Raw genomic sequence first — 26,218 nt, 5'->3', positions numbered from 1 at the left:
CCAGCTGAGCTATGGATGCATATTAATGGCGGTGAGGGAGGGATTCGAACCCTCGATGCAGCTCTTAACCACATACTCCCTTAGCAGGGGAGCGCCTTCAGCCTCTCGGCCACCTCACCATTTTTAAAACCTGCAACTTAGAAGTTTCCACTTCGTAGCTCTTCGAATCTTTTCTTCAAGCTCTTCGTCGCTGCGATGGCGCACATAATACTTTTCCTGCCTGATAAGTCAAACAATTTTTCGAAACTTTTTTCCAACTGAACGCTTAGCGCGCAAAATGCTTGATCTGTCATCTAAGAGACTCTTTTATCAACAATGAAATTGTCTAAGAACCGTTAAAATTTATGAAAATAATTATTCATCTCTATAGCCTCATGAACGATGCTTTTTCAACAGATAGAAAATAAAAAGACATGAGAGAATAGAATCAAGGTGTAGAAAAGAGATAAACATAAAAAGAGAAGTAGAAAGAAACAGAAAAAAGAAAACAAAAGAGAGTAGAGTAGCGCCCAAGTCTTAAAAAAGCGTGGACGCCATTCTTGAATTAAAAAGTTGTAGGCTGAGATTTCTCCGCCTGAATCCGTTGATAAATTTCTTCACGGTGAACAGAAACTTCCTTGGGCGCATTTACACCAATGCGAACTTGGTTGCCTTTAACTCCCAGTACTGTGACTGTTACCTCATCGCCTATCATGAGCGTTTCACCAACTCGACGAGTCAGAATAAGCATTCTTTGCTCCTTGAAAATTTAAAAGAGTCGGGTCTCTAGGTTTCCCCGCTATTATCCATCAAACACCGTGAAAACGTAAAGCAATGATATCTACTTAAAGTATAAGCAGTTTTGAACACATTTCCTATATCTATAGGATAGCTAAAATATAAGTATGTGCCCAACATTTCAACAATTTCACAACAAAAAACATTTGGCACCATAAAAAAATGCTTTCATGGTGCCACTGCTGTCACGGCAATACCAACTATAACCGCAATGTTACCCACTCTTCTACACTAGCTAATGCGGAAGGAAGAGCTGTTACATCACTCCCACCAGCCTGAGCCAGATCAGGACGTCCCCCTCCTTTACCGCCAACCTGTTGGGCAACAAAAGAGATTAAATCGCCTGCTTTTATTCTAGCAGTCAAATCCTTCGTTATACCAACAATTAGACTGACTTTATCACCAGTCACTGTAGAAAGCACAATAATTGCTGATTCTAACTGATTTTTTAGATCATCAACCATCGTCCTAAGCATTTTCGGTTCTATATCACCTAATTGTGTCACCAGTAGACGAACACCTTGGATTTCCTTGGCTTGGTTTGCCAAGGAAGAACTTTCCTGGACTGCTTGCTGAGATTTCAACTGTTGCAACTCTTTTTCCAACTGTTTCGTTCTGTCCAGTGTCGTTCTCACTTTCTCATTCAGACTACTGATATCACTTTTCACCAGATGAGCGATGTCTTGCAGTAAATCAGCCTGCTGATAGATAGAGTTTAATGCAGCTTGCCCTGTAATAGCTTCAATACGGCGAATTCCTGCTGCTGTACCTGATTCACCGGATATACGGAACAAACCTATATCACCTGTGCGACTTGCATGAGTACCACCGCATAGTTCGGTAGAAAAGCCTCCCATGCTAAGTACACGCACTTTTTCGTCATACTTCTCGCCAAACAGCGCCATAGCACCTTTGGTTTTTGCCTCTTCCAGCTCCATTAATTCTGTAACAATTGGCGAATTTTTGCGAATCTCTTCATTCACCAAGTTTTCGACTTGACGGATCTGTTCTGGCTTCATCGCCTCAAAGTGAGAGAAGTCAAAGCGCAGATACTTATCATTTACCAAAGAACCTTTCTGGGCAACGTGTTCTCCCAAAATTTGACGTAATGCCGCATGTAATAAATGGGTCGCTGAGTGATTCAAACGAATCGCACCTCTGCGCCCCCCATCAATTTCAGCATTAACTGTATAATTAACGCTCAAACTACCACTGATCAATTTACCAATGTGCCCTATTGCCTGAGCATATTTTTGTGTATCGACGACGTCGAATACCCCATTGTCATTCGACAATTTACCCGTATCACCAACCTGTCCACCAGATTCAGCGTAGAATGCCGTTTTATCAAGTATAATAATCGCTTCTTCACCAGCGTGAATTTGCTCAACGGCTTGGCCATTGCGGAAGAGAGCAATAACAGTAGCTTGCTGTGAATTATGCTCATAACCACAAAAATCACTGCGTCCATCAACTTTTATCAATTCATTGTAATCAGTACCAAAGCCACTGGATTCACGAGCACGACGACGCTGGTTTTCCATCGCTGCATCAAAACCCGCTTCATCTACTTTGATATTACGTTCGCGGCAAACATCCGCAGTCAGATCAACAGGGAAACCATAGGTGTCATACAAGCGGAAAGCGGTTTCACCATCGAGCGTATCATCAGATAATTTAGCCAGCTCTTCATCCAGCAACTGCAAACCACGTTCCAAAGTACGAGCAAACTGTTCTTCTTCGGTTTTTAATATCTGCTCAACCAAAGTCTGCTGCTGTTTCAGCGCTTCACCAGCAGCACCCATGAATTTAATCAATGGTGCAACGAGCTTGTAAAAGAAGGCCTCTTTTGCCCCCAACATATTGCCATGACGAACAGCACGGCGAATGATACGGCGAAGTACATAGCCACGGTTTTCGTTGGATGGAATAACCCCATCGCAAATCAGGAACGCACATGCACGGATATGGTCTGCAACAACACGCAAAGATTTATTGGTAAGATCTGTCGCTCCTGTCACTTCTGCAACCGAAGCAATTAAGCTTTGGAATAGGTCAATCTCGTAGTTAGAGTTAACGTGTTGCAAGACGGCTGTGATACGCTCCAGTCCCATGCCGGTATCAACGGAAGGTTTTGGCAACGGCTCCATAGAGCCATCGGCATGACGGTTGAATTGCATGAAAACGATGTTCCAAATTTCAATATATCTGTCACCGTCTTCTTCTGGGCTGCCTGGAGGCCCCCCCCAAATATGTTCACCGTGGTCGTAGAAAATTTCCGTACAAGGGCCACACGGGCCAGTATCCCCCATTTGCCAGAAATTATCTGACGCATATGGTGCACCTTTGTTATCGCCTATACGGATGATTCTTTCTGCTGGAATCCCGACTTCTTTATGCCAAATGTCATAAGCTTCATCATCTGTCTCATAGACAGTAACCCACAGTTTTTCTTTTGGCAGGTTAAACCATGCTTCGCTGGTCAGTAACTCCCATGCGTATTTAATTGCATCTTGTTTAAAATAATCGCCGAAACTGAAGTTACCCAACATTTCGAAGAAAGTGTGGTGGCGGGCTGTATAACCCACATTTTCTAAATCGTTATGCTTACCGCCCGCACGAACACAGCGCTGAGCCGTTGTTGCTCTAGAATAAGGCCTATTATCCAATCCTAAAAAGACATCTTTGAACTGGTTCATCCCTGCGTTGGTGAACAACAATGTTGGATCATTGGTTGGCACCAACGAGCTGCTTGGCACTATCTGGTGCCCTTTAGTATGAAAAAAGTCAAGAAACGCCTGACGGATCTCAGCGGTGCTTTTGCTCATAATTGTCCCGAAATCAAGCTGAAAAAACAGATTTATGAATGGTTGAGGTGGTATATCGCATCACCATTTCAACTCACGAATAAATTAAAGTAGGGTTAAGATAGAGTGTCTTCCATAAGAAGTAAAATCCCATATAAATCCATTCGCTTTCCAGCATTGTAATTCGTCTGGGAATTTTCTGAAAGTCTGTTCGTTATACCTGTTTCAATACGCCTATTTCAAGGATGTTTATTTCCTCTATAAAAACAGACATAACAGACATAACAGACATAACAGACATAAAAGCAAAAACCACACCCGATATGGATGTGGTTTTTAAAAGCTAAGTCAGCTCTATATTATGACCAAAATAAGGAAGTTAAATTAATAACGAAAAGTCATTAAAACTCTTCGGGATTCACTTCTTCACCATTTTCTTCAGAATCTGTCACATAATCCGTGGCAGCACTACTGAACCCGCCTGTATTATTCAACAGTAAATCACGCAGTTTCTTATCTAACTCGGATGCAATTTCTAGATGTTCTTTCAAATAGATGGTGGCATTAGCTTTACCTTGTCCAATTTTATCGCCATTGTAGCTATACCATGCACCTGCTTTTTCCACCATTTTGTGTTTAACACCCAGGTCGATTAATTCACCAAAAGTATTAATACCCTCACCATAGAGAATTTGGAATTCGGCTTGTTTAAATGGTGCAGCAACTTTGTTCTTGACCACTTTCACACGCGTTTCGCTACCCACCACTTCGTCGCCATTTTTCACTGAACCAGTACGGCGGATATCCAAACGGACAGATGCATAGAATTTCAATGCATTACCACCAGTAGTCGTTTCAGGGTTGCCAAACATGACGCCAATTTTCATGCGGATCTGGTTGATAAAGATCAACAGGGTATTTGAATTTTTCAAATTCCCCGCCAATTTACGCATAGCCTGGCTCATCATACGTGCCGCCAGGCCCATATGAGAATCGCCAATTTCACCTTCAATTTCTGCTTTCGGTGTTAATGCGGCAACAGAGTCAACAATAATCACATCAACAGCACCAGAACGTGATAAGGCATCACAGATTTCCAATGCCTGTTCACCCGTATCAGGCTGAGAACACAACAGATTATCAATATCTACGCCCAGCTTTTTCGCATAAACTGGATCAAGAGCATGTTCGGCATCAATAAAAGCACAAGTTCTGCCTTCACGCTGGGCAGCGGCAATAACTTGCAGTGTCAGCGTTGTTTTACCGGAAGATTCTGGCCCGTATATTTCAACAATACGCCCCATTGGCAAACCACCTGCACCCAATGCAATATCCAGTGACAGGGAACCGGTAGAGATGGTTTCAACATCCATTGAGCGATTTTCACCCAAACGCATGATGGAACCTTTACCAAATTGTTTCTCAATTTGGCCCAGCGCTGCTGCTAGTGCTTTTTGTTTGTTTTCATCGTTAGCCATATTTACTCCTTCGCAAGCAATGAAGGGGCTGCCTCACTGCTGATAAACTGTTTTTGATACCAAAGTGCCGCATGATTATACTGTATAATCATACAGTATCAAGCTAATTTTTTACGATTTCTTCCAATAAGGTTTTTAAAGAAAAAATGACGGCCTGTAGACGCACGGCATTACGATCACCTGAAAAATGCTGGCGATAAGTTACAGTCTGGATGTTTTCATCAACATAAAAGGCAAATCCAAACCAAACTGTACCGGTTGGTTTTTCTTCACTCCCTCCCGCAGGACCAGCAATACCACTGACAGCAACAGAAATATCTGCCTTAGCGACGGTTAATGCTCCTGCTGCCATCTCTTTTACAACCTGCCCACTTACTGCACCAAATTGCGCTAATGACTCTGGTAAAACCCCCAGCATTTCATGTTTAGCGTCATTACTGTAAGTCACAAAACCACGATTAAAATAGGCCGAACTTCCCGTAATATCTGTGATTACTTTAGCTATCCAGCCTCCTGTGCAAGATTCTGCACAGGTCACGGATAATTTTCTCTGTTTTAATCTCTTTCCGAGTTCAATACTAAGCTGGTTGAGAATTTTTTCATCCATAACAGGCCTTCAACTCTATAAGAAATTAATTTTTCCGAAGCAGATCCCAAATCCATAGCCCCCCAATTGCCAAAGAAAGCAAAATACCAAAGCCAATGCCAACCGCAACGACCGAAGCTCCCAACATGATGGAAACTGAATAAAGCCCCAGCATTACCAGCATAGCACTATTTTCGCCCAGATTTTGCACAGCAACAGCTTTACCTGTCCCCATTGAATGCTTTCCATGTTCTTGCAATAGCGCATTTAATGGAACGACAAAAAACCCACCAAATACCCCAAGGACGATCAAAATTAAGTAGGAAAATACTATTGATTGCTGAGTAGCAAAAAGAATGACCATGAACCCGATTAAGATCCCAGCAGGCATACAGCGACGCACAGTTTTCAATGTAATAAACCGCGCAGCCAAACCTGCTCCAACAATGATACCAATCGCAACTACTGCATTCATCAATGTCGGAGTCGTATTGCCATCAATCCCCAGTACCACAGGAACCCATGCCACCAACAGGAAGCGCAATGTGATACCCGCCCCCCAAAACAGGCTCGTGCCTACCAGCGAAAAACGTGTTTCCTGATTACGCCAAAGTGAAGTACAAACCGCGATGAAATCCACCAACATTTTTTTAGGATTCCACCCCTTGCCTTCACGAGCCGCCGCCAGACGAGGTATATAGAAATTAGATACGACCGCCGCACCATACAATAAGGCACAAAGCCCTAGTGCCAATATCAGACTGATATCAGAAAGGAAACCGCCAGCAACTGAACCAATCAAAATAGCTGCGATGGTAGAAGCTTCCATCATGCCATTGGCTTTTACCAAACGCCCACCATCAGTCAACTCCCCCAAGATCCCATACTTAGCAGGGGAATAAGCCGCAGCCCCAATTCCTACTAAGGTATATCCCAGAAAAGGATTCATATCGATACAGATGCTGATGGCCCCAAGCAATTTGACGCCATTAGAGAAGAGCATGACACGCCCTTTTGAAAACCGATCAGCAATTTGCCCCACAAAAGGGGCAAGTATGATATAAGTCAGGACAAAAACAATTTGCAGTACTGGCCAACTCCATTCAGGATAAAATTCCGCCTTTAATTGAGCCAGAATGGCAAAGAACAGGGCATTATCAGCAAAAGCAGAGAGAAATTGTGACAGCAATACTGCTTTCATTCCACGAGTTAACAGCGGTTGAGTTTCCACAGTGACATCCATTTCTTTACCCCTGTTCAGCCATTTCTCTTAGTGTGACAAAATCCGGTTTGCCACTGCCAAGCAAAGGAAGCTGCTTCACATAACGAATATCTCGTGGAACCGACAACTCCGGCATCCCGATTTCACGAGCCACTCCCAGCATTCTGTTTCTATTTAGACTCACATCTGTTGTGAACAATACTAGTGCTTCGCCTTTGCTTCGATCACTTCTGGTTGTAGCCGCATGTAGCGCATCCGTAGATACGTGAAAAGCTATTAGTTCTACCGCTTCGAGAGAAACCATTTCCCCTGCAAGCTTGGCAAACCGTTTCACACGTCCTTTGATCGTACAGAAACCCTCTTTGTCAATCGAAATGATATCGCCGGTATCATACCAGCCGACTTGTTTATTCCCTTCTTCGTCTTCAGCAGATGGTTGCTCCAAACGATCAGGCGCTTCAACCCGCAGATATCCTTTCATGACATTTGGCCCACGTAGCTGCAAGCGCCCCCCTTCTTCAATGCCCTGTACCGGCAACAAACGCGCTTCCATGCCAGGCAAGATCCGCCCGACAGTTCCTGGTTTTGCTGCCATCGGTACATTGATTGCCACTACCGGCGCACATTCTGTCACGCCATAACCTTCCAGAATACGGATACCAAATTTATCCTGCCAAACGCGTTTGGTGTTTTCTGATAGTTTTTCTGCGCCAGCCACCACATAGCGCAGACGGGCAAAATCATAAGGATGGGCAAAGCGAGCATAATTGCCTAAAAAAGTCGATGTTCCGAACAAAACGGTACAATTACAGTCATAAACCAGCTCAGGCACAACACGATAATGTAGCGGACTTGGGTAAAGGAATACGCGACTGCCTGTCATTAATGGGGTAAATAGGCCAACTGTCAGCCCAAAAGCATGAAACAGTGGCAAAGAAGACATAAAGCGATCCCGTGGAGTAAAATCAGCAATTGTTTTTATCTGCTCAACATTCGCCAATAGGCTGGTATGGCTGTGGACAACACCTTTTGGGGCACCTTCTGAGCCTGACGTAAACAGGATCAATGCATCATCCTCCGGCTTTTGCGCAACCAAAATGGCTTTGGAAGGGAAAATTAAATGCCACAATATCCACAACTTATCTTCCCGCGTGATTGTCTCTTTCAAATCTTCGAGATATACCCAATTGGCTTCAGTCACCTGTTCTGGCAGATGAGTCAATTGTCCTTTTTCCAGAAATTGGCGGGATGTTACGATGGTTTTGATAGTTGCAGCCTGCATAGCATTCTTAATGCCGCTGCTTCCTGCCGTATAGTTTAAAAGCGCCGGCACTCGTCCCTTTAACGAAGCGCCATATAGGGTAGCCGCCATTGCGGTCGCATTTGGCAACAGCAGGCCAATTCGTTCACCTTCTTGTGTAAAACGTTCTAAGATTCGGCTGATAGCCAATATTTTTTTCAGCAATGAGTGATAGCTATCTTCTTTAAAATTCACATCTTCAATGCAGGGCTTAAAGCGGCCAAAGCGTTTTTGCGCAGTAAGATAAGCGCTGAACAACGTCTCCTTTGGGCGTGTCTGCATTCTCACTTCCATCATAATGGCATGGAGATGTTCTCCTGCTAAACGACGACGTGTTGTTGAATCAGGTGCATCTGGCATGGGCAGATCGACGGCCGGTAAAATCTTGAGGGTGATTTTCGGGAACCAGTGCAATTTCATAATTCCTTTTAACCGAGCAAAAATCGTTTGTTCTGCACCATCAATTCGGATTGCTACTACTTTTGCGCCTGATTTCGCGGCAATAAAAGCGGCGCCATCATAAATTTTCATAAGGGAGCCGGTTATGGTGATCCTCCCTTCGGGGAAAATCACAAGCGGGCGCCCTTTATCCACTTCTTTGACCAATGTCCTGACTGCCATTGGATTGGTAGGATCCAGAGGCACAACATCCGCATAAGGTTTGATAAATTTGAGAAAACCGTGGGTTGCAATATTAGAATAAACAGCAAATACAGGCTTTATTGGCAGGAATAGTCCAATTAACAAGCCATCCAGAAACGAAACATGATTGGGAGTAATAATGCATTTAGAGTGTTGTAACTGCTTGATATCACCTTCGATTGTAACCCTGAAGAGTACACGAACAAGTATCCGAATAAAATTTAAGAGCATATCCATATCTCAAATATAATTAATAAAATTAAAGTGAGTAAATAGAATGATACTATAAGTTGTACAAGCAATTTGTTATATAAGATTTTCCTTTCTGTTAGAAAATAAACTCAAACATCCTTAATATATCAAATTAGTTTATTTTTCTGGTTTAAAACATAAGATTTAACGCAAGATACGATATCTTCTGCTGCAAGATTAGCATCGACAATGAAATTGGCACACGCCCGGTATAATGGCTCCCTTTCAACCAATATTTCTTCCATTTCTTCTATGATGGATTTCCCTGTCAGGCTGGGGCGCTGTGAATTCTCTGGATTAAGAGATAACCGTTTACTCAAAACTTCTGCGGATGCCTGTAAATAAATCACAATGCCATTTTGTTGCATATACTGGCGATTCTCAGACGACAATATCATTCCTCCGCCGGTTGAAATGACACGCTCACTTTGACTAACCGCTTGTAACGTTTGGCTTTCTAATTTTCTGAAATGTTCCCAGCTATATTGTTCAACAAGTTCAGCTATCGTCATTTTACTAATAGCCTGAATACTTTCATCAGTGTCAACAAATTTATACGACAACGCTTCAGACAACAACTTACCTATTGTCGTCTTCCCTGCACCTCGTGCACCTACGATGAATAGAGTTTGTTTCATTTCGTTGTTTTCCCAAAGAGTTTTAAAATTAAGCCTGAGTGCAAAGTATAGTAACTAAATATTTACACTCGTGTAAAAAGATATTTTTAATGGAGCAAAAAGCCACACTTAAAATTAAGTGTGACCTGACATAGTTCAACAAAGTCTAACTAAAACAGAATATAATCAACTACGGGGTAAATAATCACCATAGCCAATCCACTTATACGTTGTCAGTGCATCAAGCCCCATTGGACCTCTGGAGTGTAATTTCTGAGTACTGACCGCCACTTCAGCTCCCAAACCAAATTGCCCCCCATCTGTAAAACGCGTGCTGGCATTCACATATACTGCGGCAGAATCAACATGGCGCACAAAGTAATCAGCTTGCTGCAAAGATTCGGTCAGGATCGCATCAGAGTGAGCTGTACCATAAGTACGAATGTGCTCAATAGCGCGATCGATGTCACTCACAATCTCCACATTCATATCTAAAGATAACCATTCATCGCAGTAATTTTCTTCTGCCACTTCAACAACCGTTGCAGGGCCATCTTTCAGGAATGCCATCGCTGATTTGCCCGCATGCAGTGTCACCCCCTGTTCTTTCATTCTGATACTCAAAACTGGCAAGAAATCGGCGGCTATCTTTTCATGCACTAACAACGTTTCCAGTGAATTACAGGCACTCGGACGCTGAACTTTCGCATTAGTAATGATTTCCAGTGCTTTTGCAATATTGATGGTTTCATCCACAAATGTATGACAAACCCCAATACCGCCAGTAATCACGGGAATAGTTGATTGTTCCCGGCACAATTTATGTAACCCAGCCCCACCTCGGGGGATCAACATATCAACATAACGATCCATTTTCAGTAATTCAGCGACCAATTCACGATCGGGTTTATTGATAGCCTGAACCGCAGCTGCCGGTAACCCACTTTGTTCCAGTGCCTGCTGGATAACTTTAACCATAGCTTGATTTGTATGATGAGTCTCTTTGCCACCACGCAGTATCACCGCATTACCGGTTTTCAGGCATAAAGAGGCCACATCGATGGTAACATTGGGACGAGCTTCATAAATCACACCAATCACACCCAACGGAACTCGGCGACGGCTCAATTGCAGTCCATTATCCAATAATTGCCCATCGATAACTTGCCCTACAGGATCAGCCAAGCGGCAGACCTGTCGCACATCATTGGCAATGGTATTCAGCCGTTCCGGTGTCAGTAATAACCGATCGAGCAGCGCCTCGCTCATCCCCTGTTTGCGGGCTTGCAGCATGTCTTGCTGGTTAGCGGCAAGAATCACTTCTATTTCTGTCTCTAACAAATCAGCAATGTGATTCAGCGCCTGGTTTTTCTGATTGCTACTTAATTGCGCCAGCTGCCACGATGCTGCTTTGGCGGCTTTTCCCATCTGCTCTAGCATGATGAAATCCTTAACCCTCAATCAATTCATTAAATTACGATCAAATCATCACGATGCACCGCAACCGCACCATATTCATAGCCCAGTATCTGGCTAATTTGCTGTGAATGATGGCCTGCAATCATACGTAACGCATCACTGTTGTAACGACAAACACCATGGGCCAAATCTTTGCCTGATAAGCTACGGACGCAAATAACCTCACCACGGGAAAAATCACCTTTAACGTTTTTAATTCCTTTTGGTAACAACGAGCTACCTTTTCCAACAATTGCCTCTTCTGCTCCATGATCGACAATAATTTCCCCTGCCGGAGGTGCTCCAAAGATCCAACGTTTACGGTTTTCCATTGGGCTAGCCAGGCCATGAAAGCGTGTTCCAACCGGTTTTCCGGCAATAACATCAGCGATAACATCCTGCCTGTTACCCGCGGCAATAATGACATCAATTCCAGCCCGTCCGGCCACGCCTGCTGCCTGAAGTTTTGTTGCCATTCCTCCCGTACCTAACCCCGACACACTGTCTCCGGCCATCATTTTCAGCTCATCACTGATATCATGAACTTCAGAGATCAATTTTGCCTCTGGGTTACTACGCGGATCTGCGGTATAAAGCCCTGCTATATCTGTCAGAAGCAACAATTTATCTGCACTGCCCAAAATAGCAGCCAGTGCAGAAAGATTATCATTGTCACCCACTTTAATCTCTGCTGTCGCAACGGCGTCATTTTCATTAATAATGGGAACAATGTGATTATCAAGCAAAGCCTGAAGGGTATCCCTTGCATTCAGGAAGCGTTCACGATCTTCCAAATCTGCGCGGGTCAGTAACATTTGCCCGACGTGAATACCATAAATAGAAAAAAGCTGCTCCCACAATTGGATCAGACGACTTTGCCCAACGGCTGCCAGCAACTGTTTTGAAGCAATCGTAGCCGGAAGATCAGGGTATCCTAAATGCTCACGCCCGGCAGCAATTGCACCAGAAGTCACAATAATAATGCGATGACTCTTTTCATGCTGTTGCGCACATTGGCGAACCAGTTCCACAATATGGGCACGATTCAAACGACGAGAGCCACCGGTCAATACACTCGTCCCCAGTTTCACAACCAATGTTTGGCTGCCATTCATCATATTTCTGCCATTACAGTTAATTTGAAAAAACAGTGTTCAGTTTTAACAGGAGAGAGGCGTTATGCCAACTGACATAACGCAAAATTTAATAAAAGCGGGTAATAAACAAAATTATGCCACCACTTGCGTTTGCAAAGTGACAGTATTTGCAGATGGGATCAATGTCAGTTTAAGAACGTCAAAAGAATCAACCAGACGTTTATGGAATACTTGCAAAGTTGACTCAAGGTGTTCGAGATCGGCCTTTTTTTTGATCTTCATAGCGCGCCATTCACCATTTTTATCAAATAAACCTATTTGATAGTGATAAATAAAACCTTGCTTTTGCTCTTCCAGCTCTAACCACCATCCCCAAAATTCCCGTTTTTCCGGTGCCACTTTTGCGTTGACACAAACGGCTAAACAATCAAAGAAAAAATAACCATTTTGGCATTTTAATTCACGTACATACGGCCCTAATGCAGAAAAACGCTTCAACAACCTATTTTTAGAATAACTTGCAGGTAAAGTCATACAAAGGTCTCCTTATATACAGGACACCTTTGTATCAAATGATTAAAAAATATCAAGTAATAAATTTCGTTTTATAAAATTTTATCTTTCAACCATACACTTATTTCGTGTAATGCCTTATTAAAACCACTATAAACTGACGTGGCAGGAATAGCCCGCAATGAGCCATCCATTGATGACAGGGCAATTAACTTCGAATCTTTTCTTGGGCTGAAAATATCATCTTCCCAATACACCGAAAACATGGGTACAGAACAGCGACGGCCCAATAAACCCTGTTTTTTCAAAGAATAACAAGCCAGTTCTGAACGCAATCTCTTTTCATCAACATGATAAATTCCCAGGCGGCTGGCTAACACGTCAATATACATTGACGGGATTTTCTGCTGTAATTTTTCATCATGCAGTAATTCATGGACAATCGGACCTACCACCGATACGCCTTTAATCAGTTTCGGTTCCAGATAGGCAAGGCGGACAGCGATATTTGCCCCAAAACGAAAACCAAATACGCCGACACGAGTATGATCAATCCACGGTACGCTGTTTAGCTGTTGTAAAACTTGTTGATGAAGTGCACATGTATCCTGCGTTAATGCGAATTTAGCGGAATACCCCACAGAAGGCATATCCACCGTTAACATGGCAAAACCAAGAGGTGCGAAGTATTCACGGAATAACCGCCAGCAATCACTCTGTACATTATCCAGACTGGCGCAAACTAATATTGTTGGATAAGGTCCCGGTACATGGGCAGGAAAGTGCAATAATCCAGTCACACTTTTGCCCCCTTCCAGCCGGAATTCCAGTTTTTTCAATTCATAATCAGAAAAACGGGCGGCATTTTCATAGGCTTTATTAGCCATCACAATGGCCTGATCGGCCAGTTCATCACCACGCAAATGAGGATAAGCCGCAATACTGTATAGCGTTGCAGCCTTTAACCAACATGCTCCGGCTTTTTCTGTATCCTCAGTATGCAATGCTTCCTGTTGCCAGTACATTGCCTGCTGGGACCACTCAAATGCCCAGTTTCCTTTACGATAGCCGACCACAGTATCCAACAAATGTTCACTACTGCGCTCGGCATCTGTCACCGCAATCCGGCTGAGAACATCTTGAATTTCCAGCGGATTGACTCCCCTCCAGATCCAAGCGAGCCAATTAATCATGCGATACCAGCACTCGCGGCGCTCCCCACCCAACTTACCAGCACTGGCAGTTACAGATTGTGGGCGAATATATTTTACCAGTGTAGACGTCTCACGTTGTTTAAGCCGGGGCTTAAACAACGATTCTGAAAGGTTTTTTTTCGTCATGACAAAAGAAAATCTTACTGTTTCTCACAAATAGGCGGAACGAACACGACGCCCATATCCCATGGCTGTTCAATCCATGTATTTTGGGGAATATCAACAACATAATCATCCACAAGAGGACGTCCGGCGGGTTTGGCAAAAATCGTTACAAAATGCGCTTTCGGATACATTTCACGAATTGCCTGAGCAGTTCCTCCGGTATCAACCAGATCATCAACCACAATGAACCCTTCACCATCACCTTCCGCCCTTTTCAATACGTTCATCTCGCGTTGATTATTGTGATCATAGCTGGAAATGCAGACAGTATCGACATGGCGAATACCCAATTCACGAGCCAGTAACGCGCCCGGAACAAGGCCACCACGGCTAACGGCAATAATGCCTTTCCACTGTTCTACGGGAAGTAAACGTTGCGCCAATTGACGGGCATGTATTTGCAACATATCCCACGTTACAACATATTTTTCACTCATAAAATTAGATCCTGGAAACTAAAGAATATTTCAGAAAAGTGCTTTTTGCGGCAAAAAGGTTGCGCGGGATTATAGTGATTTGAACCGACAAAAACCAGTAAAAACAGGGTAAGCCCTCATTCTGACTGCCCATTGCTGACAATAAAATGATATTCTCAAATTTCGCATGGATAGTAGGTCAATGCCGATGACAAAACGCCCTGATGTGTCAAAACATGACTCTTTTCTTCTCACTAAGATGCAATTATAGGAGATTCGCCGTGTCCGAATTATCAACATTATCCCCGCAACCATTATGGGATATTTTTGCCCAAATTTGTTCCATCCCCCACCCTTCCTATCATGAAGAAGCACTCACCGCCCATATCATTGAGTGGTCCAAAAACAAAGGATTCCATGTAGAACGGGATGAAGCAGGCAATATTTTAATCAGAAAACCCGCCTCAAAAGGAATGGAAAATCGTCAAGCTGTCGTACTTCAGGCACACCTTGATATGGTTCCACAGAAAAATAACGATACCCAACACGATTTCACACAAGATCCGATTCGTCCTTATATCAAGGATGATTGGGTGACGGCTGATGGTACAACTTTGGGTGCGGATAACGGTATCGGCATGGCTTCTGCTCTGGCGGTATTGGCGGACGAGTCCGTTAAACACGGTCCATTAGAGGTCTTACTGACCATGACCGAAGAAGCGGGTATGGATGGTGCATTTGGCCTGAAATCCGGCTGGTTGCAAGCCGATATTCTGATCAACACCGATTCAGAAGAAGAAGGCGAAATTTACATGGGTTGCGCGGGGGGTATTGATTTCATCACAACTTTATCACTGACCCGTGAAACTCTGCCAACTCACTATAAAACGCTGCAACTGACTATTAAAGGATTAAAAGGTGGTCACTCTGGTGGCGATATTCATCTGGGATTGGGTAACGCCAATAAATTACTGGTGCGTTTTCTGGCGGCGTATTCCGATGAGTTGGAACTGAAATTAATACATCTGCAAGGCGGAACCCTGCGCAATGCCATTCCGCGTGAAGGTTCTACCGTGGTGGCTGTTCCCGCCGATAAAGTTGAAAAACTCTATCAATTGAGAGATAGCTATCTGGAAACATTGAAAAATGAATACGCTGTCGTTGAAAAAAACCTCACCCTGTTGTTGGATGAAACCGAAACATCATCACAGGCACTAACAACAGATTGCCAGATTCGCCTGGTATCCATGCTCAATAGCATGCCTAATGGCGTTATTCGTATGAGTGATGTCGCCAAAGGTATTGTAGAGACCTCACTGAACGTAGGCATTGTAACGATGGACGAAGATAAAGCAGAGGTAATCTGCCTGATTCGTTCACTGATCGAAAGTGGCAAGGTTTATGTTACTGAAATATTGCATTCCCTGGCAAAACTGTCTGGAGCAGAAACCGTGGCAAGTGGCAGCTATCCGGGCTGGCAACCTGACGCCAATTCTCCAATCATGCATTTAGTCCGTGAAACTTATCATCAACTCTTCGATAAAACGCCGAATATCATGGTGATCCACGCGGGTTTAGAGTGTGGCTTATTCAAAAAACCGTATCCTGATATGGACATGGTTTCTATCGGCCCAACCATTCGGGGTGCCCATTCCCCTGACGAGAAAGTTCACATTAAGAGTGTTGGTCAATATTGGCAGTTACTCACTGCAATTCTGAAAGCTATTCCGGTTAAAGAATAATAGAAAATATATTGGTTCTCCCCTGCTATCTGTTCTGTTTGCTGTTTGTAGGGGAGACTTCGTTCTTTGCACCTCACCACGCCAATAAAAGCTGACGCTCCAGTTGTGGGTTTTGTAATGTCACATGCAGCCCAACTAACCTGACACCTCGCCCTTCCCGGCGAGTTTCCCAAACCTGTCTGGCTACCTGAATCAAATCGCGTTTATCCAATACCGGATGGACATGTTCCTGTGTCGTCAATTGAAAATCGTCAAACTTTAATTTAATACCTTGACGGGCAATATGGAGATCGGGTTTTACCTTTTCCAGCCGTTTTTTCAACTCAGGATAAAGTTTTTCAATCAGTTCAACACATTCATGCCACTCATGGATATCCTGCGCTAAGGTTTTCTCCACCCCAACGGATTTACGCAAGCGTTCTGGCGTAATTTGTCGTTCATCAATGCCGTGGCAACGCTGCCAGAGCGCCAAACCGAACTTACCCAAGCTTTTTATGAGTGCCAGCTTATCGTAACGTTGCACGTCAGAGCAGGTTTCCAACCCCAGGTCTGACAAACGTTTAGCCGTGACCTTTCCGACACCGGAAATTTTGCGCAATGGCAGCGAGTTAACAAAAGTTTCAACCTGTTCAGGAGAGATAACATATTGTCCATTGGGTTTATTGATATCAGAGGCTATTTTGGCTAAAAACCTCACTGGTGCCACACCGGCGGAGGCCGTTAACTGCAATTCATCAAAAATGGCCTGACGGATTTCCTGGGCAATCAACGTGGCAGAGCCGTGGCAATAACGGCAATCTGTCACATCCAGATAAGCTTCATCTAAAGAAAGAGGTTCGATCAACTCAGTGTAACGGGATAAAATTTGACGGATATGTCGGGATACTTCTTTATAATACGCCATCCTGCCGGGGATAACTTTCAATTGCGGGCAACGTCTTAATGCCATCGCTGTGGACATCGCACTATGCACCCCAAAACGGCGGGCAAGATAATTTGCCGTACTAATTACGCCCCTGCGATCAGCACTTCCCCCGACAGCAATGGGAACATGACGAAGTGACGGATTATCCCGCATTTCAATGGCGGCAAAAAAGCAGTCCATATCAATATGAATGATTTTGCGCATCTGATCCCCCATGCCAAACAACTGTATAAATATACAGAAAGAGATCATGAAATTCTAGTTAATTTTTCAGCAAAACTTCAATGCGTTGATTTCTCAAATACCTTTATAGGATAAGAAAATAATTTCCATTACGAAATTATTTTACATAGTGCTATAGTCTTTATAAGATGTTTACGCCACGAAATAAACGGCATTTGTAAATCATAAAATATAATATATAACATTCAGTTATTACAAAAACACATCAAATAAAAAATTAAACAGAATTCAATTTTGAATGAAATCTGTCAACTACATTAATATAATGATTTCCATTTTGAAATCATTTTCTATGGTGTTATAGTCTTCATAATCTGTTTATTATATGAGATGAACAACAGTGAAAAAATCAGAAAACACACTGAATAATAGTTATTTAGATCAAACTATTCCATCTAACCAAAAAGGTGAACTGGCATTCAAACTTGTTCTGGTTCTGGGAATGTTGAGTGCCATTGGCGCTCTTTCAACCGACATGTACCTTCCTTTATTTCCCGCCATATCACACGCACTAATCACGACTCAGGCGGGTGTTCAATTAAGTCTAACCTCATTTATGGCTGGTCTCGCTATTGGACAATTAATCATTGGTCCCTGGTCGGATGCCATCGGCAGGAGAAAACTTTTACTCGGCGGTATGGTTTTGCTGACTGTAGCCTCAATTGCCTGTTCATTCTCTTCAAGCATTGAAATGTTAATCACTAGCCGCTTTTTTCAAGGTGCCGGAGGCGCATCCGGTATTGTCCTGACACGCGCCATTGTTTCCGACCTCAGTTTTGGTAACAAAGCCGCCTACTATTTCAACCTGATTCTGGCAATACAAGGGGCAGCACCAATAGTTGCTCCATTGATAGGAGGCGTGGCTGCTTATTTCCCGTGGCAGGTTGTGTTTGTCTTTATGGCGCTTATTTCTCTGATAATTACCCTCTTAACGTTCGTTTATGTGCCGGAAAGTTTGCCGGATAAATCAGAATCTGGCGAGAGTAAAAGCAGTTTGGCTAAGCCGTTTTTAAAACTGTTCCAAAACAGAACCTATATGGGATATACATTAATCTTCTCCGCCACGTTTGGGGCACTGTTTGCCTATATTTCAGCATCACCTTTTATATACCAGTCTATGTTCAAATTCACCCCCGGATTTTTCTCCATTGTGTTTGCGATTAATGCCGGCATTATGATGTTCAGCAGCATACTGAGTGCGCGGTGGGTTGGGCGGATCGGTGCCAAATCGCTTGTCATCATTGGTGTTGTAACCACCTTCGTCTTAGCGTGTCTGCTCTTGGTTGTAAATTATCTCAACCTCTATCAGTTTGTGTTAACGACAGCAATTTTCATGATGCTTATGTTTACAATGGCGTTAATTTTTGGCAATGCCGCGAGTCTGGCATTAACCGCCGTTCCTGATGTAAGAGGGGCAGGCTCTGCTGTCCTCGGTGCTCTTCAGTTTGGAACGGCTTCTTTGACGGCATTTTTAACCGGTCTTGGCCAATCGGTGTCTCTGTTTCCTATATCTATCGTATTAATCGGATGTGGGCTTATCACTCTGTTTTCCCTGATATTGGTGCGCAAAGGAGATAAATGAAATGAGAAGTCATGAACAAAACACTATTGAAATTCGTGGTGCGAGGCAAAATAACCTTAAAGGCATTGATTTGCGTATTCCTAAGAATGTCATCACTGTATTCACTGGTGTTTCTGGTTCAGGTAAAAGCTCCCTTGTATTCGGTACAATCGCAGCGGAATCCCAAAGACAACTCAATGATACTTTTCCGCCTTATATCCGGCACCGGTTACCGTACTATGGCCAGCCTGATGTCGATGAGATAAATAACCTGACCACCGCAATTATCATTAACCAAAAGCGGATTGGGGAAAATGTACGCTCGACAGTGGGTACAGCATCAGATATTTACACTTTGTTGCGCCTTCTGTTTTCCCGAATCGGTAAGCCCTTTGTCGGGTATTCCAATGTCTTCTCTTTCAACCACCCATCAGGTATGTGCCCCAATTGTGAAGGGCTGGGCATTGCCAGTACGATAGATGTAAAAAAACTGCTGAATGAAGACAAATCTCTGAATGAAGGGGCAATTGCATATTCCTCATTTGCGCCAGGAACCTGGCGGTGGCGCCGATATGCTCATTCTGGTTTGTTTGATAATAATAAGAAAATCGCTGATTACTCGGCAGAAGAACGCCAGCTTTTGCTTTACGCGGATAACATCGCGCCGGCGACCCCATCCCCTGACTGGCCTAAATCTGCCCGATTTGAAGGACTCATTCCCAGATTCACGCGCAGTTATCTTGTGAAAGATAACAAAGAATACAAAAGTGAAGAATTTCGGAACATTGTTGCAATGAAACAGTGCCCTGTCTGCCATGGACAGAGGCTTAATAAACAGATCCTGTCATGCTTAATTCAAGGCAAAAGTATCGGTGATTGTGTCGATATGCCGATTATCGAGCTGGGCCAGTTTATCGCTACATTGGCTGATCCTTCCGTGAGTACGCTCATTGGTGCCTTAAAAGAACGTTTAGCATCCATGTGCTCTGTCGGTCTGGGATATCTGAATCTTAACCGTCCGACCCCAACATTATCAGGTGGAGAGTCACAACGATTAAAAATGGTGCGACACTTAGGCAGCAGCCTCACCGGGATGACTTATATCATTGATGAACCCAGTACCGGCTTACATCCGGCTGATATCACTAAACTTAATACCCTGATCCAGCAATTACGTGACAAGGGCAACACTATCTTGATGGTTGAACATGACCCTGATGTCATTAAAATCGCAGATCATGTCATTGATTTAGGTCCCTGTGCAGGCGATAACGGAGGAACTATCACTTATCAGGGTGATCTGACTGGGTTACGTGCCTCTGACACATTAACAGGAAAATACCTGTCTCAAACAACCCGCCTTAATCAAAATCCCAAAAAGCCGCTTGGTTATATCTCTGTCAGGAACGCAACACTGCATAATCTTAAAGAGATCACTATCGAGATCCCACTGGGAATAATGCTTGTTGTCAGCGGCGTGGCGGGTTCTGGAAAAAGCTCCTTAATTATGGGAGAGGTTGTCCCTCAATGTCCAAATGCTGTTGTTATCGACCAAAAACCCATTCATACCTCGAAACGCTCCCATATTGCATCGTGGAGCGGGGTTTTTGAACACATTCGAGAGCGCTTTGCGCTGGCTAATCATGTGGATAAATCATGGTTTTCTCCAAATGCTAAGGGCGGATGTCCAGAGTGTAAAGGGTTAGGCGTGATTGAAACCGATTTGGCTTTTATGGATTCGATATCCTTACCTTGCGAAGCCTGTCAGGGGCAAAAATTCAATAAAAGAGCCTTAGATTATAAATATAAAGGAAAAACGATTGTTGAACTCATGAACCTAAGTATTACTCAGGCAACACATTTTTTTGAAGGCGACAGTCAAATTCATCCAACATTAATGCGCATTCAGGATGTTGGGTTGGGTTATATGCGCCTCGGTGAATCGCTTGATCACCTGTCCGGGGGAGAGTGTCAAAGACTGAAACTGGCATCTTACCTTAACAATAAAGGTGATGTGTATGTCTTTGATGAACCGACAACCGGTCTTCATCCTTCTGATGTCGCAGTCCTTGTTACGTTGTTTCGCCGCCTCGTCGAGCAGGGAAATTCTGTCTTGATCATTGAACACAATATAGAAGTTATTGCAGAAGCAGACTGGATTATTGATTTAGGCGAAGGGGCAGGGACTGATGGTGGTCAGGTGATGTTCAGCGGTACACCACAGGCGATGTTTGAAGAGGGTAACTCATTGACCGCTGATCATTTACGTCAGCATTGTCGCTAAATAAAACCGGTAAAAAATAAAGTACTCCATTCATTAAGCGGGACAACCAAGTGTATTTTTAGCATATTACATAGATTGTCCCAACAAAGCCTTACGGTATGTTATTTTATAACACTTTATCTGCATCACCTATAGCATTATTAATCATCCAATTATAAATAGAAAATGCATCGGTAGTTAAAAAAGATTCGTTATGAAACTGTATTGATGCCACATTATTAGATTTCAATGCAATAATTTCACGCTTACCTAATCGTTCAAGATAAACCAATCGATTGTATTTTGGCGTAAACCAATGCGGTAATTTGTGCATCGCGGCAAAACTATTATAAAACCCGATATGACAGATTATATTCTCAATGGCTATTTTATATTGCGTTCCTTGCCGTGTTTTTGGAAGCCGTCTGATGGGCAAGCCAAATTCAGCACAAATAAGTTGATGCCCCAGGCAGGTTCCAATTAGTGGTAAATTCTGTTTTAGACGATTTGCAATCAGTGCCCGTGCGGTTGCTATCTTGTCATGGCTGACAGCATTCGGGTCTCCTGGTCCCGGGCCAATAAACAGAATATCTGTTTTACCTGAACTCATTAATTGCGGCAAACGCGCATCCGTCTCAGACCATGAAACGATCGTTACATCATGCCCGATATAACGTAACTGATAGGCAATCATTTCAGTAAATGAGTCCTCCATATCAATAAGCGTAATGGAGGGAAGAAAATTGGGCGCCAATACTATTTTTTTAGCATCGCCTAACCAGAAAGAAGAAACTTTATGATTACGCTGCTGCAATATTGCCGTGATATTACTCAACACATGTTCAGATAATGGGGTATTATTGGTTGAATTAATATTTTTCTTCTCATCAAAAAAAGAACGCATTAAACCACTCAATTTTGCTTTGGTTTCTTCAGCTTCATTTTCCGGCGCTGAATCACGAACAATTGTGGCCCCTGATGTCAATCGGAAATGCCCCTTTTTCGTAATATCTGCCGCCCGGATTAATATAGTGGAATCCAGATAGCGTTGATTATTCTTAACACCAATCATGCCGACAACACCACTGTAATAACCACGACCACGATTTTCCCTGCGTTTAATGACCTGAGACGCATTTTGCACAGGGCTTCCGGTAACCGTTGGGGCGAACAAAGACTCTTTCAGGATAGTTTGAATTGTCTGTGATGTTGAGCCACGGATAAAATATTCCGTATGTGCAACCCGGGACATCATCTTTAACTGGGGACCGCTCACCGTAATATCACTGTCACATATGCGGCTCATCATTTTCAGTTCTTCATCAACGACCATGAAGAGTTCATTCTGTTCCTTTTTGTCGTTAACGAAGTGGTATAAAGCCTGCTCTATCCCTTTTTCTGGATATTTTAACGTGCCACTTATTGGGTTCATGGCAACCTCTTTGCCATCCACCAAAATATGTTGCTCCGGGCTGCTACCAACAAAATAGCGGTCACCGGTATAAACAACCCATGTCCAATAAGAACCACATTCGTTTATCAGTAATTGATTAAATAGCGCGAGTACATCTTCCAATGCAAAGTCTTCAATATCACCTTCCAAACTTCTCGATATAACGAAATTACTGCCTTCTCCGGCACTAATCTCATCGTTGATCACCTGTTCCACCATCTGGCTATAAGCCTTGTCTGTGATATCGAAATGTATATTAGCGGCTTTTATTGGCTTACCACTCTCAATAAATCCCCAGTTATCTATTTGGTAACGGGCTTGTGTTTCAATATTCATGATAATGACAGGTTCGTTGTCGTTATGGCATGCAAACCCTTTTTCGGCAATCTGATTGAATGGAATGATAATTAATTGAGAAACATTCAGCTTTTCAGGCGATGTTATACCTGCTACGCCTAAACGGTCTGATTTCAATGAAAGCGTAGGCTCCAACGAAATTGGCTCTAGAGCTGAGAGTGAATGGCTGTATTCTATTTTCCCCTCAAATAATAAAAATGAGTCCTTAGCATCGGATAATGGGCGATAAATACATGCAAAAGGTTTATCCGCCGTCACTAAATGGCTAAAGAGATTTTTCGCATCCTCTGATTGCAGCTCTCCCTGCGGTAATTCTTTCAACAACATCATTTCTCCTTAGAATTTGTCTTGTCAGGCTTTTTAGTCTCCCTGACATGTTATTTTCTTAGATTTGCAATGACTTGTTCCGTCGATGCCACTACGGCACATATTTCCGCTGCCATCTTCAACGCCAGATGGTGTTTTTCCGCTGAAAAATCAGCCACAGCATCTGATACAAAGAAGGTTTCGATATCATGTGAGTAAGCATCAATAGCCGTAGTCAGACATCCTATATGGGCATAGACCCCACAAATGATCAGTTGATTGCGCTTCAAATCCCTTAAATGGTGTTGCAGATTAGATTTAAAAAATGCACTGTAACGCCACTTAGTCAGTACGGTTTCATCTTTAGTGGGTGTCAGGAGCGGAATAATTTCCCGATGTTCATCGGTTGCTTGCATGCCTTCACCCCATATATTTTTTAATAATCCACGTTGTTCTGAGGTCATACTGCCGGGCTGGGCAGTATAGAACACAGGAATATTAAAATTTCTGGCCACACTCAATAGCATGCAGATGTTGCTCATTACACCCTTTATCGGGCTTGTTCCGGCTTCAAAAAAATTTACAAAGTATTTTTGCATGTCATGGATCAACAAAGCTGTGCGATGACGATCCGGGAGCCAATTTGCTGTAGATTTGGGTAAATCAACATAGCCTGGCAATGGGTACGATAATATCTTTTCCATGTTATATCTCTTGCTTGCTATGCATTAACAGCTACCTAATGCGGCACCGCCATCGACCAGCAAAGTCGACAATGTCGTTTGGCTGGATTCTTCACTTAGATAGAAACAAATCGCGGCGGCAATTTCGTCTGGTGCAGCAATCTTGTGTAATGGGATACCAATGCGAAATTGCTCTGGATTACCGTACAATGTGCAGTTTTTATCAGCCTCATTTCCCCACATACTGCGTAGCATGGGGGTATCTGTTGAACCAGGAGCAACAACATTGCACCGGATCCCAAATGGAGCCACTTCTAACCCAAGTGCATATGTAAAGGCTTGGGCAGCCGCTTTTGAGGCACAATATGCGGCCATCATTGCCCGGGGTACTCGTGCGGCATTTGAAGCAACAGTCACGATGCTGCCTTTTTTCTGCTCCTTCATATAACCGACTGCGGCTTTGCTGACGTTGAATACCCCCGTCGCATTAACAGCAAAGCTACGGTTCCATCCATCAATATCTGTGTTTTCAACAGAAGCATGGTGTAATACACCCGCGCCATTCACCAAATAGCCGATGGGTCCGAGTTGATTTCTAATGGCAAGAAATGCGCTGTCAACTTGTTGAGGTTCGGTCACGTCCACAGGAAAACCGATAATAGATTGAGGATATTCATAGCGAAGTTTGTCCACCAGAGGTTGTAACGCCTCTGCCTGTTTATCAATAAGTGCTAAGGTTATTCCTTTTATTGCCAATCGTCTGGCGATGGCTTCACCGATGCCACCACATGCGCCGGTAATTACTGCAACATACTTTTTGTCAAAAGTCATAATGCCTCCTGATTAATTGCCCATTGTTGAATAAGTTTAATTGCCTGTTTTTTGTTCAATCGTGGATCACATACAATGTTTGATAATTCAGATTCTTTAGGATGGAAGCCGCAACCAAAACACTCAGCGATATCTTCAGCCGTCGTTTCTAAATGAATGCCAGCACAACAAGCATGGCGTTCGGCTAACTGGATTTGAAAATGAGTAACTTCATCCACCATCTCTTCAAAAATTCGTTGTTTATTTCCATTCGCTGTTTTTGTTGTATTTCCATGCATGGGGTCACACATCCAAAGCACGGGGATACCGGTCTCCAGTACAGCATCAATGAGAGGAGTGAGTTTATGAATATGTTTATGGCCAAAACGGGTGATAAATGTCAGTCGCCCGGGGATTTTTTGAGGGTTGAGTTTTTTGCATAATCCCGTGATTAAATCAGGGGAGACTTTATCGCTGATTTTACATGCTACCGGATTATCTATATTTGATAACATCTCAACGTGAGGACTATTTAAATCAAGGGTACGAATACCAATCCAGGGCCAATGGGTGCTGCCAAGGTATCGCCGCCCGTCCGGTGTGGTTCTCAACTGAGAATATTCGTAGTCCAACAACAGAGCCTCATGGCTTGTCCAGACCTGTAAATTCATATCTGGCCTACTTCGGATGTAATTATCAATCGTAGACAGGGTTTGTGACGCTGCGTGATAACTGATTAACATCCGTTTAGGGTCATTTATTCTGGCATCCGAAACAGGTTCCGGGCTATTTACACAGTCACCGCGCCATACAGGTAACGTCGTATTCCGGTATTTTTCAATTGCATTCGAACGCGGTTTTGCATATTGGCCCGCTATGCGGCCAACTGTGATCACAGGCTTATTCAGCAAAGTAGAAAAAATGTCTGATAAGTCATGTAAAAAATCAACTTTCGGAATAACCGATTGTTGATCACATTCGATAATCCGTTCAGCACAATCACCAATTTGAATTATTACCGCTTTGTGTAACCAAACCTTTTCCAATTGTTTATAAAAATGTATCAATTTTTTATGATTAATTAATGGCGGTAATCCCAATAACTCTTTTTTTATGGTGGACAATGTTTCCGGATTGTTCCAGATCGGTTGTTGCCACGGAGAACTGAGAGTTTCTAATGTATCCATCTGACTCATACTCCACTTCTAATGAAGGGTAAATTAATAATTCACAATCGAAAGCATATTATCTATTAATAATAAAAGCAGCGTACTGGCGTTTTCTTTAAAGAAAGCAAGAGTAAAATAAGTACAGCCTTAGCTTGTGTTTAA

The 26,218-nt window shown here is 43.2% G+C and carries 20 protein-coding genes and 1 tRNA gene; 3 read left to right on the top strand and 18 right to left on the bottom strand.

From position 1 onward, the window contains the following. Window positions 1–26: 26 nt before the first annotated feature. From ABLA76_RS03290 to gpt, 13 genes are all read right to left on the bottom strand, one after another. Window positions 27–119 (bottom strand) — tRNA-Ser (locus ABLA76_RS03290). A gap of 425 nt (window positions 120–544) precedes the next feature. Then, window positions 545–730 carry a carbon storage regulator CsrA gene (gene csrA / locus ABLA76_RS03285; protein ID WP_010845367.1) on the bottom strand — a complete coding sequence of 62 codons (186 nt, stop codon included), beginning with the start codon at window positions 728–730 and terminating at the stop codon, window positions 545–547. Window positions 731–977: 247 nt separating this feature from the next. Next, on the bottom strand, window positions 978–3,605 hold the full coding sequence (gene alaS, locus ABLA76_RS03280) for an alanine--tRNA ligase (RefSeq protein WP_348986845.1): 2,628 nt from the start codon (window positions 3,603–3,605) through the stop codon (window positions 978–980). A 380-nt stretch (window positions 3,606–3,985) separates the two neighbouring features. Further along, the gene (gene recA, locus ABLA76_RS03275) at window positions 3,986–5,062 is read right to left on the bottom strand and encodes a recombinase RecA (protein ID WP_047770457.1); all 1,077 of its coding nucleotides are present in this window, start codon (window positions 5,060–5,062) and stop codon (window positions 3,986–3,988) included. Window positions 5,063–5,165: 103 nt separating this feature from the next. Beyond that, a complete protein-coding gene (gene pncC / locus ABLA76_RS03270; RefSeq protein ID WP_348986844.1) occupies window positions 5,166–5,669 on the bottom strand; it encodes a nicotinamide-nucleotide amidase in 504 nt (167 codons plus the stop codon). A 25-nt stretch (window positions 5,670–5,694) separates the two neighbouring features. Next, the gene (gene lplT, locus ABLA76_RS03265; protein ID WP_348986843.1) at window positions 5,695–6,891 is read right to left on the bottom strand and encodes a lysophospholipid transporter LplT; all 1,197 of its coding nucleotides are present in this window, start codon (window positions 6,889–6,891) and stop codon (window positions 5,695–5,697) included. A 4-nt stretch (window positions 6,892–6,895) separates the two neighbouring features. Then, a complete protein-coding gene (gene aas / locus ABLA76_RS03260; RefSeq protein ID WP_348986842.1) occupies window positions 6,896–9,043 on the bottom strand; it encodes a bifunctional acyl-ACP--phospholipid O-acyltransferase/long-chain-fatty-acid--ACP ligase in 2,148 nt (715 codons plus the stop codon). A 128-nt stretch (window positions 9,044–9,171) separates the two neighbouring features. After that, the gene (gene aroL, locus ABLA76_RS03255) at window positions 9,172–9,702 is read right to left on the bottom strand and encodes a shikimate kinase AroL (RefSeq protein WP_348986841.1); all 531 of its coding nucleotides are present in this window, start codon (window positions 9,700–9,702) and stop codon (window positions 9,172–9,174) included. Window positions 9,703–9,867: 165 nt separating this feature from the next. Beyond that, window positions 9,868–11,121, bottom strand: a complete 1,254-nt coding sequence (gene proA, locus ABLA76_RS03250; RefSeq protein ID WP_348986840.1) for a glutamate-5-semialdehyde dehydrogenase — start codon at window positions 11,119–11,121, stop codon at window positions 9,868–9,870. A gap of 29 nt (window positions 11,122–11,150) precedes the next feature. Continuing rightward, complete coding sequence (proB, locus tag ABLA76_RS03245) at window positions 11,151–12,254, bottom strand: glutamate 5-kinase (RefSeq protein ID WP_348986851.1); 1,104 nt, start codon at window positions 12,252–12,254, stop codon at window positions 11,151–11,153. Between the two features lie 114 nt (window positions 12,255–12,368). Continuing rightward, window positions 12,369–12,770, bottom strand: a complete 402-nt coding sequence (crl, locus tag ABLA76_RS03240) for a sigma factor-binding protein Crl (protein WP_348986839.1) — start codon at window positions 12,768–12,770, stop codon at window positions 12,369–12,371. A 71-nt stretch (window positions 12,771–12,841) separates the two neighbouring features. Beyond that, window positions 12,842–14,089 carry an esterase FrsA gene (frsA, locus tag ABLA76_RS03235; protein WP_285811449.1) on the bottom strand — a complete coding sequence of 416 codons (1,248 nt, stop codon included), beginning with the start codon at window positions 14,087–14,089 and terminating at the stop codon, window positions 12,842–12,844. Between the two features lie 14 nt (window positions 14,090–14,103). Next, on the bottom strand, window positions 14,104–14,565 hold the full coding sequence (gene gpt / locus ABLA76_RS03230; protein WP_047770442.1) for a xanthine phosphoribosyltransferase: 462 nt from the start codon (window positions 14,563–14,565) through the stop codon (window positions 14,104–14,106). Window positions 14,566–14,825: 260 nt separating this feature from the next. Here gpt and pepD point away from each other — a divergent pair, with 260 nt between their 5' ends. After that, entirely contained in the window at window positions 14,826–16,286 is a 1,461-nt protein-coding gene (pepD, locus tag ABLA76_RS03225; RefSeq protein ID WP_348986838.1) for a beta-Ala-His dipeptidase, read from the top strand. Between the two features lie 73 nt (window positions 16,287–16,359). On the opposite strand, the gene dinB is transcribed toward pepD, so the two are convergent. Then, window positions 16,360–17,415, bottom strand: a complete 1,056-nt coding sequence (gene dinB / locus ABLA76_RS03220) for a DNA polymerase IV (RefSeq protein ID WP_348986837.1) — start codon at window positions 17,413–17,415, stop codon at window positions 16,360–16,362. 379 nt (window positions 17,416–17,794) lie between these two features. Between dinB and ABLA76_RS03215 the strand changes: the two genes are divergently transcribed. Together ABLA76_RS03215 and ABLA76_RS03210 are read left to right on the top strand one after the other, a co-directional pair. Continuing rightward, window positions 17,795–19,036, top strand: coding sequence for a multidrug effflux MFS transporter (locus ABLA76_RS03215; protein ID WP_348986836.1), 1,242 nt, complete (start codon window positions 17,795–17,797; stop codon window positions 19,034–19,036). 1 nt (window position 19,037) lies between these two features. Beyond that, complete coding sequence (locus tag ABLA76_RS03210; protein WP_285811452.1) at window positions 19,038–21,299, top strand: excinuclease ABC subunit UvrA; 2,262 nt, start codon at window positions 19,038–19,040, stop codon at window positions 21,297–21,299. A 106-nt stretch (window positions 21,300–21,405) separates the two neighbouring features. Here ABLA76_RS03210 and ABLA76_RS03205 read toward each other — a convergent pair whose 3' ends face one another. The 4 genes from ABLA76_RS03205 to ABLA76_RS03190 are packed head-to-tail and all read right to left on the bottom strand — an operon-like array spanning window position 21,406 to window position 26,074. Then, window positions 21,406–23,415 carry a chorismate-binding protein gene (locus ABLA76_RS03205; RefSeq protein ID WP_348986835.1) on the bottom strand — a complete coding sequence of 670 codons (2,010 nt, stop codon included), beginning with the start codon at window positions 23,413–23,415 and terminating at the stop codon, window positions 21,406–21,408. Between the two features lie 50 nt (window positions 23,416–23,465). Next, a complete protein-coding gene (locus tag ABLA76_RS03200; protein WP_348986834.1) occupies window positions 23,466–24,098 on the bottom strand; it encodes an isochorismatase family protein in 633 nt (210 codons plus the stop codon). Between the two features lie 24 nt (window positions 24,099–24,122). Then, entirely contained in the window at window positions 24,123–24,908 is a 786-nt protein-coding gene (locus ABLA76_RS03195) for an SDR family NAD(P)-dependent oxidoreductase (RefSeq protein ID WP_348986833.1), read from the bottom strand. Beyond that, window positions 24,905–26,074, bottom strand: coding sequence for a 3-deoxy-7-phosphoheptulonate synthase (locus ABLA76_RS03190; RefSeq protein ID WP_348986832.1), 1,170 nt, complete (start codon window positions 26,072–26,074; stop codon window positions 24,905–24,907). The genes ABLA76_RS03195 and ABLA76_RS03190 overlap by 4 nt, the downstream gene beginning before the upstream one ends. Between the last annotated feature and the right edge of the window lie 144 nt (window positions 26,075–26,218).

Source organism: Xenorhabdus sp. SGI240, assembly GCF_040081915.1.
GTDB lineage: Bacteria > Pseudomonadota > Gammaproteobacteria > Enterobacterales > Enterobacteriaceae > Xenorhabdus > Xenorhabdus bakwenae.
The sequence above is the reverse complement of the archived record's forward strand: the minus strand, read 5'-3'. Positions and strand labels throughout refer to the sequence as shown.